Annotated in this window: 9 protein-coding genes; 3 read left to right on the forward strand and 6 right to left on the reverse strand. The window is 72.3% G+C overall.

Going from position 1 to position 17922, the window contains the following annotated elements; genetic code table 11:
• The first annotated feature begins 8 nt into the window (after positions 1-8).
• Positions 9-2270: a xanthine dehydrogenase family protein molybdopterin-binding subunit gene (locus VZQ01_RS34345; RefSeq protein WP_426745741.1), complete on the forward strand. Its 2262-nt coding sequence runs from the start codon at positions 9-11 to the stop codon at positions 2268-2270.
• A gap of 17 nt (positions 2271-2287) precedes the next feature.
• Here VZQ01_RS34345 and VZQ01_RS34350 read toward each other — a convergent pair whose 3' ends face one another.
• The gene (locus VZQ01_RS34350) at positions 2288-2515 is read right to left on the reverse strand and encodes a hypothetical protein (RefSeq protein ID WP_223745761.1); all 228 of its coding nucleotides are present in this window, start codon (positions 2513-2515) and stop codon (positions 2288-2290) included.
• Positions 2516-2695: 180 nt separating this feature from the next.
• Between VZQ01_RS34350 and VZQ01_RS34355 the strand changes: the two genes are divergently transcribed.
• The gene (locus tag VZQ01_RS34355; protein WP_223745762.1) at positions 2696-2941 is read left to right on the forward strand and encodes a hypothetical protein; all 246 of its coding nucleotides are present in this window, start codon (positions 2696-2698) and stop codon (positions 2939-2941) included.
• Between the two features lie 19 nt (positions 2942-2960).
• Here the strand turns inward: VZQ01_RS34355 and VZQ01_RS34360 are convergent, their stop codons facing one another.
• Positions 2961-6152, reverse strand: a complete 3192-nt coding sequence (locus VZQ01_RS34360; RefSeq protein ID WP_426745743.1) for a PAS domain-containing protein — start codon at positions 6150-6152, stop codon at positions 2961-2963.
• A gap of 249 nt (positions 6153-6401) precedes the next feature.
• Positions 6402-7400, reverse strand: a complete 999-nt coding sequence (locus VZQ01_RS34365) for a hypothetical protein (protein WP_426745744.1) — start codon at positions 7398-7400, stop codon at positions 6402-6404.
• 187 nt (positions 7401-7587) lie between these two features.
• On the opposite strand from VZQ01_RS34365, the gene VZQ01_RS34370 reads away from it, so the two are divergent.
• Entirely contained in the window at positions 7588-9129 is a 1542-nt protein-coding gene (locus tag VZQ01_RS34370; RefSeq protein ID WP_426745745.1) for a M28 family metallopeptidase, read from the forward strand.
• A 7-nt stretch (positions 9130-9136) separates the two neighbouring features.
• On the opposite strand, the gene VZQ01_RS34375 is transcribed toward VZQ01_RS34370, so the two are convergent.
• The 3 genes from VZQ01_RS34375 to VZQ01_RS34385 form a co-directional block, all read right to left on the reverse strand.
• On the reverse strand, positions 9137-12112 hold the full coding sequence (locus VZQ01_RS34375) for a tetratricopeptide repeat protein (RefSeq protein ID WP_408889843.1): 2976 nt from the start codon (positions 12110-12112) through the stop codon (positions 9137-9139).
• 96 nt (positions 12113-12208) lie between these two features.
• Complete coding sequence (locus VZQ01_RS34380) at positions 12209-14521, reverse strand: AAA family ATPase (protein WP_426745746.1); 2313 nt, start codon at positions 14519-14521, stop codon at positions 12209-12211.
• A gap of 1 nt (position 14522) precedes the next feature.
• A complete protein-coding gene (locus VZQ01_RS34385; RefSeq protein WP_426745747.1) occupies positions 14523-17921 on the reverse strand; it encodes an AAA family ATPase in 3399 nt (1132 codons plus the stop codon).
• Position 17922: the final 1 nt, after the last annotated feature.

The raw sequence follows: 17922 nt of genomic DNA on the forward strand, positions 1-17922 counted from the left end.
AGGACGCGATGAGCCAACAGCCTGAGTTGATTTCCCGGCGCTCCTTCCTCGAAGGGCTCAACCTCTCGGTGGGAGGGCTGGCGCTGGGCGTGGTGCCCACCGTGACGCTGGCGGGCGCGGCCCAGGGCGCGAAGGGCAAGCCCGCGGAGCTCAAGCCCAACGTCTTCGTGCACATCGCCTCGGATGGGCAGGTCACCATTGTCTGCCACCGCTCGGAGATGGGGCAGGGCGTCCGCAGCTCGGTGCCGGTGGTGGTGGCGGACGAGTTGGGCGCGGACATGGCGCGGGTGAAGGTGGTGCAGGCCGTGGGTGACGCCGTGTATGGCGACCAGAACACGGATGGCTCCAGCAGCATCCGGGGCGTGTACCAGTCGCTGCGCCGCACGGGCGCCACGGCGCGGGAGATGCTGGTGGCCGCGGCGGCGCGTCGCTGGAAGGTGCCGGCCTCGGACTGCGAGGCGAGGGAGCACGCGGTGTTCCACAAGCGGAGCTCCCGCTCGCTGGGCTTCGGAGAGCTGGTGGCGGACGCGGCGAAGCTGCCGGTGCCGAAGGCGGAGTCCGTGGCGCTGCGGCCCTCGTCGGAGCTGCGCTACGTGGGCAAGGAGCTGCCGCTCTTGGACGGGCCGGCCTATGTCATGGGCACGGCCGTCTTCGGCGCGGACGTGAAGCTACCGGGCATGCTCATCGCGGTGGTGGCTCGGCCTCCCGTCGTCGGTGGGAAGGTGGTGCGCTTCGACGCCGCGAAGGCGCTCGCGATTCCGGGCGTGAAGCAGGTGCTGGAGCTGCCCGTGCCCAAGCGGCCCTATGTCTTCCAGGGCTGGGGTGGGGTGGCGGTGCTGGCGGAGAACACGTGGGCGGCGATGCGGGGCCGCGCGGCGCTGGACATCACCTGGGAGGACGGTCCCAACGCCGAGTACGACTCGGTGAAGTACCGCGAGGCGCTGCTGGAGTCGGTGCGGGTGCCGGGCAAGCCGGCGCGCACGGTGGGGGACGTGGACAAGGCGCTCGCGAGCGCCGCGCGGGTGGTGGAGGCGGAGTACTACGCGCCGCACCTGTCGCACGCGCCCATGGAGCCGCCGGTGGCGCTGGCGCGGGTGGCGAATGGGGTCTGCGAGGTGTGGGCGCCTTCGCAGCATCCGCAGGCGGCGCGCACCGAGGCGGCGCAGGCGTCGGGGCTGCCCGAGGACAAGGTGACGGTGAACGTCACGCTGCTGGGCGGTGGCTTCGGGCGCAAGTCGAAGGCGGACTTCGTCGCGGAGGCGGTGCACCTGGCGAAGATGGCGGGCGTGCCGGTGCGCGTGCAGTGGACGCGCGAGGACGACATCCGTCATGACTACTACCACTCGGCCAGCGCGCAGCGGCTGAGCTGCGGATTGGACGCGGCGGGCAAGCCGACGGCGTGGCTGCACCGCACGTCCTTCCCGGCCATCCGCTCCACGTTCTCCGAGGACGTGACGGGGCCGGTGGCGAGGGATTTGAACCAGGGCGTGCTGGACCTGGCGCTGGCGATTCCGAACGTGCGCGCGGAGATGGGCGAGGCGCTGGCGAAGGTGCGCATCGGCTGGCTGCGCTCGGTGAACAACATCTTCCACGGCTTCGCGGTGGGCTCGTTCATGGACGAGCTGGCGCATGCGCGGGGGATGGACCCGCGGGAGAACCTGCTGGAGGTGATCGGGCCTCCGCGCCTCGTGTCCGTGGCGGAGCTGGGTGTGAGCGCGCTGCCGAACTATGGCGCGCCGGTGGAGGCACATCCGGTGAACGCGGCGCGGCTGCGCGGGGTCATCGAGCGCGTCACGGCGATGTCGGGCTGGAGCGAGCGCGAGAAGAATGGCCGCACGCTGGGGCTCGCCGCGCACCGCAGCTTCCTGAGCTACGTGGGCGTGGTGGTGTCGATGAAGAAGGACGCGGCGGGACGGGCGCGCGTGGACGAGGCGTGGGTGGCGGTGGACGCGGGGCTGGTGGTGAACCCGGACCGCGTCCGCTCGCAGATGGAGGGCTCCGTCATCTTCGGCATGAGCCTGGCGTTCTACGGCGCCATCACGATGAAGGGCGGCGCGACGGAGCAGTCGAACTTCCGCGACTACAAGCTGGTGCGCATGGCCGACGCGCCCCGGGCCATCCACGTGGACATCATCCAGAGTGACGCGCCCCCGGGTGGCGTGGGCGAGCCGGGCGTGCCCCCGGTAGCCCCCGCCATCGCCAATGCGCTCTTCGCCCTGACGGGGACACGCGTGAGGGACTTGCCCATCGTTCGGACGGTTCCCGTCTGACTCCAGGAGGCTCCCGTTCAGCGGGAGCAGGTGCCGTACGTCGCACCCGCGACCTTGCGACAGTAGAGCGAGCAGCAAGAGCTGTTCGCCGTGCAGAGTTTCGAGCCCAAGGGAAGGCAGACCGCGGCCTCGACGGCCGGGTCACCGGCCTCCACCTTGGCGGGCTCGGCGAGGGCGTCCTCCCCTCCACAGCCGAGCAGCGTCAGGGTGACGAGCAGCGACAGTCCTCCGAGAAGTCCTCGCATGCTTCCTCCGATCCGCGTGAAGCCCTCGGTGTAGTTTGTGGAGGCGGGTGAAGGCAGACACTCCCTGATGAAGTGTCGGGTAGTCGATGGTTGCGATGGGACGTTCAGATTGCTCGTCAGGGATTCGCTTGTGCGGGATAGGTTTGGGGGATTGGCGGATGCGTGTTCCCTGGAGGCGGCATGAAGATGTCTGTCATTCGTGGCTTGCTGGCTGTGTCGATGCTCGCGGGGTGTGGCGGTGGCATGGAGCCGGTTGACGAGACCGAGGCGTCGTCGCGTTCCCTGGACCCGCTGCCCGCGTGCGAGGAGGTTCAGGGATTGTCCTGTCGTCTCAACGTGCTGGAGTGTGTGTGGCAGTCGACGGGCCAGTTGGGCATCTGCGCCTGTCGGCAGACCCCCGCAGGCCCCCGGCTCAACTGTCGTTGAAGCGCAAGGCTCGCGCCGTTCAGTGAATCGACGGCGGCGAGGTGGGCTCGGGCCCGGTGAGCGGCAGCTCGACGATGAGCGTGGCGCCGTGGCCCCGCCGGCTCTCCGCGCGGATGGTGCCCTGGTGTGCCTCCACAATCCGGCGGCTGATGAAGAGGCCCAATCCCAGTCCCCCGTAGTTGCGCGCGGGGACTGCGCGGCCGAACTTCTCGAAGATGCGCTCCAGGTCCTCGGACGCGATGCCGATGCCCTCGTCGCTCACCAGGATTCGTCCCCGCCCCGCGCGCTCCTCCACCCGGATGCGCACGGGTCTCCCCGGCCCGTACTTGATGGCGTTGGACACCAGCCCCCGCACCACCTGCTCCAATCTGCGCGCATCCCACCGGCCCACCACCGCCAAGGGCGCCTCGACCTCGAGCACGCTGTCCGCCTGCGCCGCCTGCGCCCGGAGCTGCTCCGCCACCTCGCGCGCCACCGCGGACAGGTCCACCCTCCCCAGCTCCAACGGCAGCGGTGAGCCCGCCAACTGCGTCACGTCCAGCAAATCATTGATGAGCGCGGCCAGCTTGCGCACCTGCAGCGACGTGCTCTCCGCCGCCCGCATCACGCTGTGACGCAGGTGCTCCTCGGACGTGGACGAGCCGGCTTCTCGCGCGAGCCCCTGGAGCTTGATTTGAAGCGGTGTCAGCGGCGTCTTGAGCTCGTGCGAGGCCACCGTGAGGAACTCGTCGCGCAGGCGCACCGCCTCCTGGAGCCGCACCTCCGTGTCCTTCAGTCGCGTCACGTCCTGGAGCGCCAGCACCACCGTCGCCGGATGTCCGTGCATCGCGGGCAACAGCTCGGAGTCCACCAGGATGTCGAGCACCTGTCCGGACGCGACCCGCCAGCGCATCGGCTCCCGCCGCAGTGTCTCACCCCGCGCCGCGCGGGCTCCCGGCATGCGCTCGTTGGGCAGCGCGGCGTCGTGCTCGTCGATGACGTTGTAGACGGTTCCGTAGCGCTCCACCGGCACGCCGAGCGCGAGCTCGCCGCCCGCGAGCTGATGGGCCGCCTGGTTGGCGAAGAGCACCTTCCCCGTCCCCGGCTCCATCATGAGCAAGGCAATCGGAGTCATGTGCAGCAGCGACTCCAGCCACTTCTGCTGGCTCGCCTGGTGCGCGGCCAGCTCCTCGGCCTGATAGCGCGCCCGGACCTGGTCCGTCACGTCCAGCGAGAACGACAGCACCGAGTCCACCTCGCCCCGCGCGTCCCGCAGCGGCTGGTAGACGATGTTGAAGTAGTGCTGCTCCAGCCCCTTGTCGTTCAGGTTCAACAGCTGCGGCATCTCCGTGAGCTTCATCGGACGCCCCGACGCGAAGACCTCGTCGATGGCCTGCGAGTACGCCTGTCCCTGCTCGCTCTCCCGGGCGAGGTCCCTCAGGGACGTGCCCACCAGCTCCGCGTTCTGTGCCTGCCGCTGGAAGTTCGGGTTGACCAGCGTGAAGGTCTGCTCCGGACCGGAGAGGATGGCGATGGACGCGGGCGCGTTCATCAGCACGTCGTAGAGCCGCGCGCGCTGGGCCTCCACCTCGGCCTCCGTGCGCTTGCGGTCCGTGATGTCGTGGAAGAGCACCACGCAGCCCTGGATGCGGCCCCGCGCGTCCTGACTGGGCACGAAGGTGGCCTGGACGTGGAGCTGCCGGCCGTCGCGCAGGCTGAGCGCCGTCTCGTGGGCCACGTGCTCTCCCGACAAGGCGCGGCGCACCCAGGCCTTGAAGAGCGGATAGAGCAGCTCCCCGCCCACCTCGCGCAGCGTCCTGCCCACCACGCTGCTGGGCTTCACGCCGAACCAGGTCTCGAAGGCGCGGTTGCAGAACAGGTAGCGCTCCTCCGGGTCCAGGTAGGCCACCAGCGCGGGCAGCGCATCGGTGATGGTGCGCAGCTGGTGCTCCCGCTGGCGCGCCTGCATCCGGCTCTGCTCCAGCGCCCGCTGCGCCTGGGCCTGCTCCGTCACGTCCCGCTGCGTCCCCCACACCCGCACGAGCCAGCCGTCCTCCACCACACCCACGAAGTTGGACAGCCGCACCCGCTCCAGGCCCTTCCTGTCCCGCTGGCGCGTCTCCAGGTCCTGCACCCGGAAGCCGCGTTGGACGAAGGCTCGGATGGCCTCGGCCGAGCCCCCCGTTCGCTGGATGAGCTCGCGCAGCGACACGCCCTCCAGCTCGCGAGCGGAGTCGAAGCCGCTCATCCGCGCCATCACCTCGTTGCTCTCCGCGATGTGGCCCGTGCGGATGATGGCGTCGACCAGCGCGTCCTCCGGCTGTCGCGTGTCCAGCGGCGCGTCGAACTCCATGCGCCAGATGCCCTCCGTGCTCTGGGCCAGGAAGGTCCGGTAGCGCTCGTCACTCGCCGCGAGCGCGCGCGTCGTCTGCCGCAGCTCCTGCTCCGCCTGCTTGCGCTCGCTGACGTCCTCGGCCGTGGACATCCACTCGCGCACCAGGCCGTCGTCGTCGAACACCGGCACGCCCCGGAGGATGACGTCCCGCCACGTCCCGTCGCGGTGCTGCAGGCGCACCTCCCCGCGGTACGGCTCGCTTGTCTTCAAGGCGGAGCGCCACTCCGCCACGAAGCGCCCGCGGTCCCCGGGGTGGATGGCGTCGAGCCAGCCGAGCCCCAGGTGGGCACCCCGCGACTGTCCGGTGAAGGCCATCCAGCGGGGAGCCGCCTCGGTCAGCTCCCCCTGCGCATCCGTGGTCCACACCGGCTGGGCCGTGGCCTCCACCAGCGAGCGGAAGCGCTCCTGATTCAGCCGGTTGGCCTGCTGCGCGAGCTTGTGCTCAGTCGTCTCCACGACGGTGATGCCCACGCCCTGCATCGCGCCCCCCGCGTCCCGCACGGGGAAGTAGTTGATGACGAAGCTGCGGGGGACGCCGAGCGCCTTGGCCGTGGCGCCGACAATCTCCAGGTTGCGCACCGGCTGCCCGTGCTCCAGCACCTGTCGGTAGTGCGGCTCGATGAAGGGCCACAGGTCCGGCACCACGTCGCGGACCTTGCGGCCCAGGTGCGCGTGGCGCGGCAGGCCGTTCATCTCCGCGAGCGCCTCGTTGATGTGGATGTAGCGCAGCTCCAGGTCGACGAAGGCCAGGCCCACGGGCGCCCCCGCGACCATCGTCTCGAGGAAGAAGCGGGACTGCTCCGGGGAGATACCCTCGATGGCCTCCTCGTCCGTCACGCTGGCGCCTGGTCCCCGCACACGGTGTTCCCCCGGCCGGCTCCACCCAGGATGGGTGGTGGGTAGGTCGTGCCCGCGCGCGCTTCCGGGCACACCCCACCCACCGCGAGTCTGTACATCCTCCCTGTCACCGGGGAGATGCGGGCTCACCAGGAGGCGAGCCCGCGGTCGTCGGGTGACAGTGGAGGACGCATGGCACCTGGGGGCGGGGGACTTGCGCCCGCCGGGCCGTCTGCCCTCACGCGTGTGTCAGAGCTCGTGCCACGTCTGCTCGAAGAGAATGACCTTGTACGACTGGGGGAAGAGCATGATGTAGAGGATGCGGTGGGTGTCTCCGTTGGGGCCGGTGGAGTACTCGCGGAAGTAGCGCTTCACCTGCACCGTCTCCGTCCCGTTGCCGTACGTCTCCAGGATGACGGGCAGCAGCGGGCGGAACTGGAACCACATGGAGCTGCTCGTCTCCGACAGGGAGAGCACCGCCGGCGCGGGGTCGCTGCGGTAGACCTGGTAGCGCCCCTGGGCGAGCACCGCCTGGACGGCCTGGTCCAGCGTGGCCTGCCCGGTGAAGGTCCAGTAGTAGTCGAGCCGACGCAGGGAGCCCGTCTCGTTCTCGAACCAGTCATTGCCCTGGTCGACCACGGACTGGAGGCGCTCGGTGATGGGCTGCTCGAGCCAGCTCAGCGTGAGGCCCGCGGGTGGCGCCGGCGGGTTGACGAGGCAGGTGCCGCCGACGCACGAGGCCGCGAGGCGGAACTGCTTGTTCGCGGCGTTCACGAAGCCGACCACCGCCAGGTACTCGCCCGTCTTCGGCACAGTCACCAGCTCCACCTTGCTGAGCGTGCCGTAGCCCGAGTCGTCGTCCTGCGCGAGCGGCGTCACCCCGAAGCTCCCGTTGGCGTCCTTGGGGCCGTAGAGGAACAGGCCGGTGTCCAGGTACATGGAGCTGCCCAGGTGCGTGACTTCGAGCCGGAGCTGCGCGCCCGCGTTCGCCCGGACGGTGTAGCCGAAGTAGCCGGGCTGAGAGCCCGGGTAGCCGGCCACCGCGCCGCCCACGGGCAGCACACCCTGGTCCACGACGCTGTCCGCGATGTTCCCGCTGGGCGGTGTCGGCGGAGCGGCCACGAGCCCCGCCTGGCCCTGCTCCAGCGGCGCGTCGTCGGAGGCGGGCGCCTGGGGCGCTCCACCACACGCGCTCAACAGGGCCGCCGGCAACGTCCACAGAATGGCTTGCTTCAGATTCCCACGCATCGTCTGGGCCTCCACGGGGTGAGGACGGCGCCACGGCTGGTGTCGCCGCCCTGGGATGGGCCGCCCGTGTGCCATCCCCTCGCGTGGAACTCAAGCGGACGCAGATAAAACACAGCAACGATTGTAGTCGGATGTACCGCGAGGTCCGTGGCGCCTTGCGGCTTGAAGCAGACGCGGGAGGTTGTGAATGCTGCGCGTCATGTCCTCACGTCAGAAGCCCTGGAGCGCGGCGTTGGTGTCGCTGGTCCTCGTGTCGTCGCAGCGGGTGGAGGCCGAGCCTCAGGCTCCTTCGGTGCGCGAGCGGGAGGTGATGTCGCTGACGGGGGCGGTGCTGGGGCCCACGCCGATGGTGGAGGACCTGCGCTCGCTGGTGGACGAGGTGGGTGGGCGGGCCACGGGCTCGGAGGCCAACCGTCGCGCGGTGGAGTGGGCGCTGGAGCGCTTCCGGGAGGCGGGCGTCAGCGCGAAGGCGGAGCCGTTCCGGATGCCGACGCTGTGGCTGGAGCAGGGCGCGAGCGCGACGGTGCAGGGCAAGGGCGTGCGCTTCTCGCCCCGGGTGGCGGCGATGCCCTTCTCGGCCGCGACGTCGAAGAATGGGCTCACCGCGCCGCTCATCGACCTGGGGCGAGGCACGGAGGCGGACCACGCCCGCGTGGGCGCGAAGGTGAAGGGCGCCTTCGTCCTGGTGGAGACGGACGAGCTGCGGGACGTGGACGGGCTGTTCCGCGAGTATGCGGAGGCGGTGGGAATCGAGGCGCGCGCGGTGGCCGCCGGTGCCGCGGGCGTCGTCTACATGGGCAGCCGCCCCGGCAATCAGCTCTACCGCCACAACGTGTCGACGGGCGCGAAGAACACCCGGCCGATGATGGTGATGGAGCGCGATGGCGCCCGGCGCGCGCAGCGGCTGCTCCGCGCTGGCACGTCCCTCACGTTGAGCGCGGCGCTGGATTTGAAGACGGGCGGGCCCTACGAGGCGCGCAACGTCATCGGTGAGATTCGGGGCACCACCAAGCCGGACGAAGTCGTGGTGCTGGGCGCGCACCTGGACAGCTGGGACCTGGGCGGAGGCGCGCTCGACAACGGCGCCAACGTGGCGATGCTCATCGACCTGGCCCGGCAGATTCGACGCCTGGGGCTCAAGCCCGCGCGGACGATTCGCTTCGCGCTCTGGAACGGCGAGGAGCAGGGTCTGTATGGCTCGGCGGGCTACGTGCGCTCGCACGCGGCGGAGCTGGACGGGCACGTCATGGCGCTGTCGGTGGACATCGGCTGCGGGCGCATCAACGGCTTCTTCACCAACGGCCGGCCTCCGCTGGTGCCCCTGGTGGACCGGGCGCTCGCGCCGGTGGCGGGCCTGGGGCCCTTCACCCAGGTCGACGTGCCGGTGGTGGGCACCGACAACCTGGACTTCATGCTCAGCGGCGTGGCGAACCTCATCGCCAACCAGGAGTCCGCGACGTACGGGCCCAACTACCACGCGCGCTCGGACGAGTTCGAGCAGTGCGACGCGCGCACGCTGCGCGGCAACGCGGCGGTGGTGGGCTCGCTGGCGTGGGGCTTCGCCACCATGGAGGAGCGGCTGGGGCGTCAGGGCCGCGCGGAGGTGGAGGCGCTCATGAAGGCGACGGACCTGCCCCAGCAGCTGCGCTCCTTCAACCTCTGGGACGAGTGGCAGGAGGGCAAGCGCGGCAGCCTCGCCGACAAGCAGGCGACGCCCACGCCGCGCTGAAGCGCCCTCAGCGCAGGCGGTGCTCGGCGAGCCAGGTGTCGATGAGCGGCTGGGTCCTCGGGGACGGGTCCTCCGTGAGGGCCATGGCCTTCGCCTCGTTGGCGAGCCGCACGGCGCGCTCGCGGTCCTTGCCGGAGTCCCACAGGGCCTGGGCCAGGAAGAAGCGCACCTCGGTGCGGTGGCCGGGGCCCGGCAGGGCCTTGTCCCAGCCCGCGACGGCGCGCTCCAGCGGCGCCAGCGCCTCGCGGGGCCGGCCGAGCTTGAGGAAGGCGGCGCCCAGGTCCCTCAGGCTGAGCGTCCACTGACTGGCGCTGTCGTCCGCCTGCTGCATCTGGATGTCGACGGCGCGCTGCAGGTGCGGCAGGGCGTCCTCGTACCGGCCCTTCAAGCCAAGCACCCGGGCCACCAGCCGCAGCGGACTGACGAGCCCCGGGTCCGTGAGGCCGCGCGCCTTCTCACGGATGCTCACCGCCGAGAGGAAGCGCTCGAGCGCGAGGTCGTGCTTGCCGCTCTGGAAGTAGAGCACGCCCAGGTTGGCGTTGATGACGGCGGCGCCCAGGCTCACCGCGCCGTCCGTCTTCGCGACGATGGAGAGCGCGCGCTCGTACAGCGGCAGGGCCTCGTCCGTGCGCGACTCGACGACGAGCGTCGAGGCCAGGTCATTGAGCGCGTCGTACACCCGAGGGTGCTCCGGGCCGAGCGTGCGCTCGAAGACGCCCAGCGCCTCGCGCGCGATGCGCTCCGCGACGTCCAGTTCGTTCAAGTCTCGCAGCACGGGGACCATGGCGATGCGCACGCGCGCGACGTCCGGGTGCTCGGGGCCCAGGGCCTGCTGGGTGATGGCGGCGGCGCGCTCCAGGTGGGCCTTCGCCTCCTCCAGCCGGGGGTGCACCCACTGGGTGGAGCCCAGCTCCAGCAGCACGTCCGCGACCTCCAGGCTGTCCGGGCCGAAGGTGCTCTCGGCGAACAGGAGCGCCTGCCGCTGGAGCTCGACGGCCTCCTCGAACCGGCGCTGCTTGCGCAAGAGCGTGCCGGAGTAGGTGAGGAGGTTGACGCGCGTCAACTCGTTGCCGCCGCCCAGTCGCTCGATGGCGGCGGCGGCCCGGTCCTTCCAGCGCGAGGCGAGCTCGTACTCGTCCAGGCCGATGCACGTCACGCGCACCAGCAGCGTCCAGGCCCGCGCGGCCACGGCGTCCTGACGCGTGGCCTCCGCGGCGTTGAGCGCCTCGAAGAGGGCGGCCTCCGCGCCGCGCCAGTCGCCCGCGCCCTCGCGCAGCTCGCCGAGCAGCAGCGAGATTTCGGCGCCGTCATGCCGGTTCGCCGCGCGCCGGGCGGCGAGCGCCGTGGGCTCCACCAGCGCGACGCCCTCCGCATAGCGCCCGGTGGAGAGCAGCGCGCGGCCCCGGGCGAGGGTGGCGCGCAGCGTGGCGTGCTGGGCCCGGGCCTCGGGCCCCTCGGGAATCACGGCCCCGCCCGGCGCGAGCGCCTCCGAGCAGCCCGACAACGCCGGCAGCCCCTTCACCGCGCGGTGCGACTCGTCCACCGTCCGGGCATCCGCCTGGGACAACAGCCGCGCGAGCGCAGAGACGTCCGCCAGCCGGTTGTCGAGACAGCGCATGCGCCACGCCATCACCTCCTCGGGCTGCTCCTGGCGCACGCGCGTCGCCTCGCAGGCGGTGATGCGCGTGGTCGTCCACGCGGCGGTGTACGCGTCCAGCTCGCGGCGCACGCGCTCCCAGGCGGCGGTGGCGTAGGGACGGCCAGTGGCGGCGAAGGCGTTCTGGATGGCGTTGTGCTGCTCGGGCCCCCAGACGGCGGTCATCTCGTCCGGGGCGCTCGCGCAGGCGCGGGCGCCCCGGGTGTGCACCGCGTGCGTCAGGCCCACAGCCGCGCCGAGCATGGCCACGGCGCTGCCGAGCTGGAGCGCGCGCTTCCATCGGGCCGAGGGGTCCTTCTGGAGCGCGTCCAACAACGCCCCCAGATGCGGGAAGCGGTCCTCGGGACGCCGGGCCAGTCCACGCAGCAACACGCGGCGCACCCACGGCGGCACGCGCGTGCCGGCGGGCGCGGTCCGCACCTGCCCCGAGGACACCTGGGTGGAGAGCTCCGCCAGCGTGGCGCCCTCGAAGGGCCGCGCGCCGTAGAGGGCCTCGTGCAGCGCCACGCAGAAGGAGAACTGGTCCCCGGCCGCGCTCGCGCGTGTCTTGTCGAGCAGCTGCTCCGGCGCCATGTAGGCCGGCGTGCCGCCCGTGACGGAGCGCTCCATGCCCGCGGTGGCGGCACCCTCCGTCGTGGTGGCGGCGCCCTGTGTCGCGGTGGCGGCGCCCAGGCGCGCGAGGCCGAAGTCGGTGACATGGACGTTGCCGTCGTCGCCCACCAGGAGGTTGGCGGGCTTGAAGTCGCCGTGCACCACGCCCGCGGCGTGCGCGGCGGCGAGCCCCCGGCCCGCGTCGAGGAAGAGCTCGAGCACCTGTCGCCACGGGCGCGGCGCGGCCTTCAGCCACTCGACGAGCGTCCGGGCCTCCACGCGCTCCATGGCGAGGAAGACGTGCTGGCCGAAGGTGCCCACGTCGTACACGGCCACCACGTTGGGGTGGGAGACGCGGGCCATGGCCTGCGCCTCGCGCAGCAGGTGCGCGCGCTCCTTCTCGACGTTCAGCCCGAGCGCGCCGGTGCGCAGCAGCTTGAGCGCCACGCGGCGGTCCAGCTCCGGGTCATACGCGCCATAGACGACGCCCATGGCCCCGGCGCCGAGCAGCTCCAGCACCAGGTAGCGGCCCACGGCGGTGCCCTTCTCCAGGGCCGCGTCCGGGCGGCCTGAGAACGGCTGCGCGGGCTCGGTGGGGGGCTCCGCGCCGGCGGCGTCCGGGGACTGGGCGCGCAGGCCCTCGGCGACCATGGACCTGCAGGAGGCGCACGTGTCGAGGTGCGCATCCACCTCCGCGGACTCCTGGGGGGACAGCTCCCCCAGGAGCAACTTCATGAAGACGGCCTCGTCGACACAGCGCATGAAGGAGGGGTCTGGCTCCGGGCGGGGAGGGCGTGGGCGACGATAGCAGAGCCCTGTCACGAGGTGATGTCAGGACCGGGGCACCACCTCCAGGCGCTCCTCGCTGCCCAGGCGCAGCTCCACGTGCCGGTGGGGCGCGCCCGCATGGGCGGCGAGCCACTGGGCAAGCGGGACGACGGCGTGCTGCTCCACCGCGCGCTTCAGGGGCCGGGCGCCGTAGCGCGCGTCGAAGCCCGTCCGGGCGAGGAAGTCCACCACGTCCTCGCCGAAGGACACCTTCACGCCCCGCCGTGAGAGGCCCTCGCGTCCCAGGGCGGCATCCAGCGTGCGCCGGGTGAGCGTGCGGATGACGTCCGCGGACAGGGCGCGGTAGGGGACCACCTGGTCCAAGCGGTTGAGCAGCTCCGGCCGGAAGAAGGCCGTGGCCGCGCCCAGGTAGTGGGCCTCCATGTCGCGAGGCCCATCCCCGCCGAAGCCCAGCGAGCGCGCCGCCGACTCCGCGCCCAGGTTGCTGGTGAGCAGCACCACCGTGTTGCGGAAGCTGACGGTGCGGCCCGTGCCGTCCGTGAGCCGCCCCTCGCCGAGCACCTGGAGCAGCAGGTCGTGCACACCGGCGTCCGCCTTCTCCACCTCATCCAGCAGCACCACGCCGAAGGGCTGCTCGCGCACCCGCCGCGCAAGCCCCCCCTGCTGTCCACCCACCTCGCCCACGAGGCGCCCCGCGCTGCCCGGCGCCGCGTACTCGGCCATGTCGAAGCGCGCCAGCCGCGACACGTCCCCGAACAGGTACTCCGCCAGGGCCAGCGCGGACTCCGTCTTGCCCACGCCCGTGGGGCCCAGGAGCAGGAACGCGCCCAGGGGACGCGAGGGGTCGGCGAGGCCCGTCTTCAGCGTGACGACGAGGTTGCGCAACAGCAGCGTGGCCTCGTCCTGGCCGACGATGCGCTCGCGGAAGCGGCGAAGGAGCGCGTCCGGGTCCAGTCGAATCGACGCGTCCACCAGCTCGCGCGGATAGCCCGTGCGCGTGCAGAAGGCGGCCGTCACCGCGCCCGGGCCCACCTCCGCGCCCGAGTCGAGCTGGGACGTGGCGGCGCGCAGCAGCGACACCGCGCCACCGGGCGGCGGCCCCTCGCCGAAGCGCTCCGTCAGCTCGGCCGCGCGCTCCAGGGACTCCGGCGTGAAGCGCACCTTGCGCGTCTTGGCCACGCGCTGCGAGGCCTGCTGCACGGCGGCCCTGGCGGCGGACGCGGGCAGCGGCTCCACCGCGAGGTGTCGCAGGGCCTGGAGGAAGGCGCCATGCGTGCGCTCGGCGCGCGCGACGTCCTCGGGGGTGGCCTCCAGCACCAGCACCACCTCGCCGCCCTCCAGCGCGGGCAGCAGGTGCCGCGCGACGTCCAGGCCGGTGTCGCCGCCGCCCAGCGAGAGCAGCTCCGAGAGGCTGTCCAGGTGCAGCACCGCGCGGCGCACCCGCAGCTCGAGCACCATCTGCTGCACGCGCTTCTGCCACTGCCCCAGGTAGGCCATGCCGGCCATGATGCGGCCCCCCGACGTGCTGTAGACCTCCAGCCCGTGGAGCGGGTTGCCCGCGGGGGCGGACTCGGCGCGGTGCACCAGCTCGTGCACCAGCGCCGTCTTGCCCACGGAGGGCGGCCCCACCAGCAGCACGCTGGCGCGCGCGCGCGCCGTGACGGCCTCGGTGAGCAGCCCCACCTCCTTGTTGCGCTCCCACGCACGCTCCAGCAGGCCCGCGCGGACCTCCTCGTTGAGGCAGCGGCTGGCCTCCGCGAGCGCGGGGGGCGGAGGCGGTCTGCGCTCGGCGCGCCGGGACTCGTCGACCCGGGTCGCGCGGGGTGCCTCGCGGTGCTTCATCGACACGGAGAGGGTTTCGACGGTCTCATCGCCCAGGTAGGCCAGCGAGTGCAGCCGCTCCAGGGGCGCGAGGTAGAGCTCGTGCCGGACGAGCTCCTCCACGTACGCCTCCAGGTCGGAGAGGTCCTGCAGCGAGCCCTGCACGTCCACGCGCGGCACCCAGACGTGCACGGGGTCCTTGCCCGAGCCCGCCTTGCGCTTCGCGCGCTCCGCCTTGCCGCCGCCGCGCCCACCGCGCGTCACCACGGTGAGCTTGAGGGGCACGGGCAACAGCCGCCCGTGCTGTACGGCGCGCACGGTGAGGTTCATCTTCTTGGTGCGCAGGTCCGGCCAGTGCGTGACTTCATCGTGGAGCTGACCGCGCTTGAGCAGCCGCCCCAGCACCTCCGCCACGTCCAGGCGCGCGGTCGCCAGGTCCGGCGCGAACGAGGCGAGGTGCGGATGCGTCAGCACGTGCGCGGCCACACCCACGCCCGGGTAGCTGCGCACGAACAGGTGAAAGTTCTTCTCCATGTCAGTGCCCTCCTCCGGACTGCTCGCGCAGCACTCGCGCCGCCCAGGTGACGGCGTCCGCGGGCGGCCGTCCGCTCGCCAGGTGTTGGATGGGCGGCTGCATTCCTTCCAGGACGACACGGCCCGGGGTGGGCGCGGGGGCCGTGCCCGCGCGGCGTGCCTGCTGCTCGGCGAGCTTCAGTTGGTCTCGCGCGGCCACCCGCTGGGCCACGTCCGCGAGCTGCTCCGGCGAGCCCTCCAGTCGCTCCACGCGCAGCAGCGCGGGCCTGGGGCCGTCATCGCGAGGGATGAGGACCAGCGCGTAGCCCTCCAGCTGGGGGAGGACGTCCGACAGACCGAACGCGGTCAGCGTCACCACCGCGCGCCGGACGCGGGCTCCGACGGGGAGCGCCGTCCCGCTCGACTCCCATGACGTCCTGCCATCCGGCTCCACGCGCTCCTCGAGGACGACGCAGCGGCCGAGCCCCTGGGGCAACGAGCCCGTCACGGCGCTCACCGCGAAGGTGGACGCATCAGCCAGACCCTCGACCAACAGGCTGTGCGTCTCCACGCCGCGCTCGCGTCGGCCAAGCTGGTGCGCGAGCCACTCCACCTCATCCCGCAGCTTCATCACCTTGGGGCGGCAGCGGCGCAGCCGCTCCTCGGGAGACACCGGCAGGGGCTGCGCGGCGTACGCCGGACGGGGCCTCAGTCCACCGCGTCCCTTGTTGTGCCAGCTGGAGTCGTACGCGCGGCGCTCCTCCTTGCCCGCGCGCTCCTCCGTCTCGAGGAAGTCGCGGTCCGCCAGCTCGTTCTCGCGGATGTCCAGGGCCTCGGCCGACAGTCGCTCCAGGCGCTCGCCCAGCTCCAGCGCCTCGGGGCTTGTCGATACGTCTCCCGCCTCCGCGCGCTTCGCCTCCGCCGCCAGCAGCGCGTCCAGCCGCGCGGTGACCTCCTCGAGCGCACGGAAGACCGTGGGCAGCGTCCATGCGCTCGCGGCCTGCTCGGGCGCCCACGCGGGCTCGCGCACGAGCAGCTCCACGGACAGGCCCATGTCGTCACCCTGGCGATACAGCTCCACGCGGGCCAGGTCGTCGCCTCCGCGCCGCACCAGGTGATGCGCCAGGGGCACGGTGAGGCGACGCTCCAGCGCGCGCTTCAGGGGACGCGCGCCATAGCGCGGGTCATAGGCCTGCTCCACGAGCAGGTCGAGCAGCGGGGACTCCACCTCCACCAGCACGTTGCCCCGGCGGATGCCCCGACGCGACAGCAGCGACTCCAGCGCGTGCTCCACGACGAGCCGCAGCGCGGCGGGCGTCAGCGAGCGGAAGGGCACCACGCGGTCCAGCCGGTTGAAGAACTCCGGGCGGAAGAACGCGCGCACCGCGGAGAGGTAGTGCGCCTCCGCGCCCTCGGGAGCCCGGTGGAAGCCCGTGCGGGCGGCGGCCTCGCGCACGCCCAGGTTGGACGTGAGCACCACCACCGCCTGCCTTGCGTCCACGGTGCGTCCGGCGCCGTCCGTCAACCGCCCCTCGCCGAGGAACTGGAGCAGGGCGTCGAACACGCGCGGGTGCGCCTTCTCCACCTCGTCGAAGAGCACGACGCAGAAGGGCTGGGTGCGCAGCGCCGTGGTCAGCTCACCGTCCGGCGCACCAGGCCGCCCGAGCAGGCGGGTGATGCTGGACGCGGAGATGAACTCCGACATGTCGAAGCGCACCAGCCGCTCCTCGCTGCCGAAGAGGGTGCGCGCCAGCGCCTTGGCCGTCTCCGTCTTGCCCACGCCCGTGGGGCCCACGAAGAGGTACGTGGCCAGCGGCTTGTCCGGCGGCTGCAGCGAGCGCTGGAGCGTGAGGATGGCGTCCACCACGGCGCCGACGGCCTCTGGCTGCCCCGCCACCTGCGTAGCCAGGGCCCGCTCCAGCGCCTCGCGGGGGCGGGGCGGCGCGCTGCCCAGCACGAAGTCCGGCAGGCCCGTCTGCTCACGCATCGCGGCGGTGACGTCGACCTCCGTGAAGCGCCGCACGTTCTGCTCCACCGTGCCCGGGCGCGCGAGCACCCGGCGCAAGAGGCGCACCGCCTTGCCCGGGAAGGACTCGTGCGCGACGAAGCGGTGCTGCAGGTCCAGCAGCGTCTCCAGCGCCAGCGGCGACAGCCGCACCGCGGGCCCGCCGTCACCCGAGCCCTCCAGCTCGCGCAGCGTGCCCAGCAGGGCGGGCAGCGTCGTGCGGGGCTCCAGCGCTGGCACGTGCACCACGCGGAAGAGCGAGGCGAGCGTGGGGGCCTCCTCGCGCACGCGCTCGAAGCGCTCCGGCGTGGACTCGGCCAGCACCGTCAGCTCGCCGCGCGCCATGTGTGGCTCCAGGAACTGCGCCACGTTGGTGCGCTCGTTCGCGGTGCGTCCCGCGTAGACGAGCGACGCCAGGTCGTCCACGTAGAGCAGGTCCGCGACCTCCACCAGCTCCTTCACCACGCCCCGGGCCCGCGCCTCCCACTGGCCCACGTAGCTCATGCCCGCGATGAACTGGTTGCCGTCCACGCGCCACACGTCCCGGCGCTGTCCCGCGGCGTCCTGGCGGACGGTGAGCCGGCGCACCACCTCGTGCACCAGCGCCGTCTTGCCCGAGCCCGGCGGGCCCACCAGGACGATGGCCGCGCCCTCGCGGCCTTCCAGTGCGTCCACCACCTCGCGCACGAGCGACTCGCGGCCGTAGCAGTGCTCCAGCCCGTCGTCGCGCGCGGCGTGGCTCAGGTTGCGCGCCACCTCGCGCAGCTCCGTGAGCGTGAGCCGCCTGCGGTTGCGCCGCTTCTCTCGCTGCTCCGGCGTCTCGGGCGGCGTCGCGGTCTGCTTCGATTCCGACGCGGACGCGCGGCGGCGCCGGGGCGGCTTGGGAGGACGGGGCGGCGTGCGCGGGAGGATGGAGGGGGCGTAGGCATCCACCTCCAGCAGCTCCAGCCGCTCACGGCCCTGGGCCCAGCGCGAGTCCAGGTTCTTCAGCCCGTGCTCCAGGCACCACGCGCCCAGCCTGCGCCCCAGCGCCTTGGGCAGGTCCTCGGGCCGGGCGATGGCGAAGCGGGCCTCCGGCATGCGCGTGGGCGTCACCACCCAGAAGTCATCGCGAGGCCACTTCTCCAGCAGCACCGCCATGCGCCCCTCCAGCGCGATGCGCAGGCCCTTCTCCCGATCTCTCGCCTCGGTGTCCACCTTCACGTGCTTGAGCGACAGGTGCGGAGGCAGCTGGTAGCTGGCCACGCGCGACGGGTGCTCCTTCTCGAAGCGCTCCATGATGGCGAGCGCCAGGTCGTCGCGCAGCGCGGACAGGCTGGGGCCCACGCGGTGCAGGGCGGGCCAGAAGGCGGGGACCCAGGCCTCGACGAGGCGGCCACCCATGGGGGCGTAGACGAGGGGCAGTTTGAGATCCATG

Source organism: Myxococcus faecalis (genome assembly GCF_050039385.1).
GTDB lineage: Bacteria > Myxococcota > Myxococcia > Myxococcales > Myxococcaceae > Myxococcus > Myxococcus fulvus.

Bases quoted from the DNA above. Each gene is read 5' to 3' on its own strand.
- VZQ01_RS34345 (WP_426745741.1), top strand. From the start codon at position 9: ATGAGCCAACAGCCTGAGTTGATTTCCCGGCGCTCCTTCCTCGAAGGG.
- VZQ01_RS34350 (WP_223745761.1), bottom strand. From the start codon at position 2,515: ATGCGAGGACTTCTCGGAGGACTGTCGCTGCTCGTCACCCTGACGCTG.
- VZQ01_RS34355 (WP_223745762.1), top strand. From the start codon at position 2,696: ATGAAGATGTCTGTCATTCGTGGCTTGCTGGCTGTGTCGATGCTCGCG.
- VZQ01_RS34365 (WP_426745744.1), bottom strand. From the start codon at position 7,400: ATGCGTGGGAATCTGAAGCAAGCCATTCTGTGGACGTTGCCGGCGGCC.
- VZQ01_RS34370 (WP_426745745.1), top strand. From the start codon at position 7,588: ATGCTGCGCGTCATGTCCTCACGTCAGAAGCCCTGGAGCGCGGCGTTG.
- VZQ01_RS34375 (WP_408889843.1), bottom strand. From the start codon at position 12,112: ATGAAGTTGCTCCTGGGGGAGCTGTCCCCCCAGGAGTCCGCGGAGGTG.
- VZQ01_RS34380 (WP_426745746.1), bottom strand. From the start codon at position 14,521: ATGGAGAAGAACTTTCACCTGTTCGTGCGCAGCTACCCGGGCGTGGGT.
- VZQ01_RS34385 (WP_426745747.1), bottom strand. From the start codon at position 17,921: ATGGATCTCAAACTGCCCCTCGTCTACGCCCCCATGGGTGGCCGCCTC.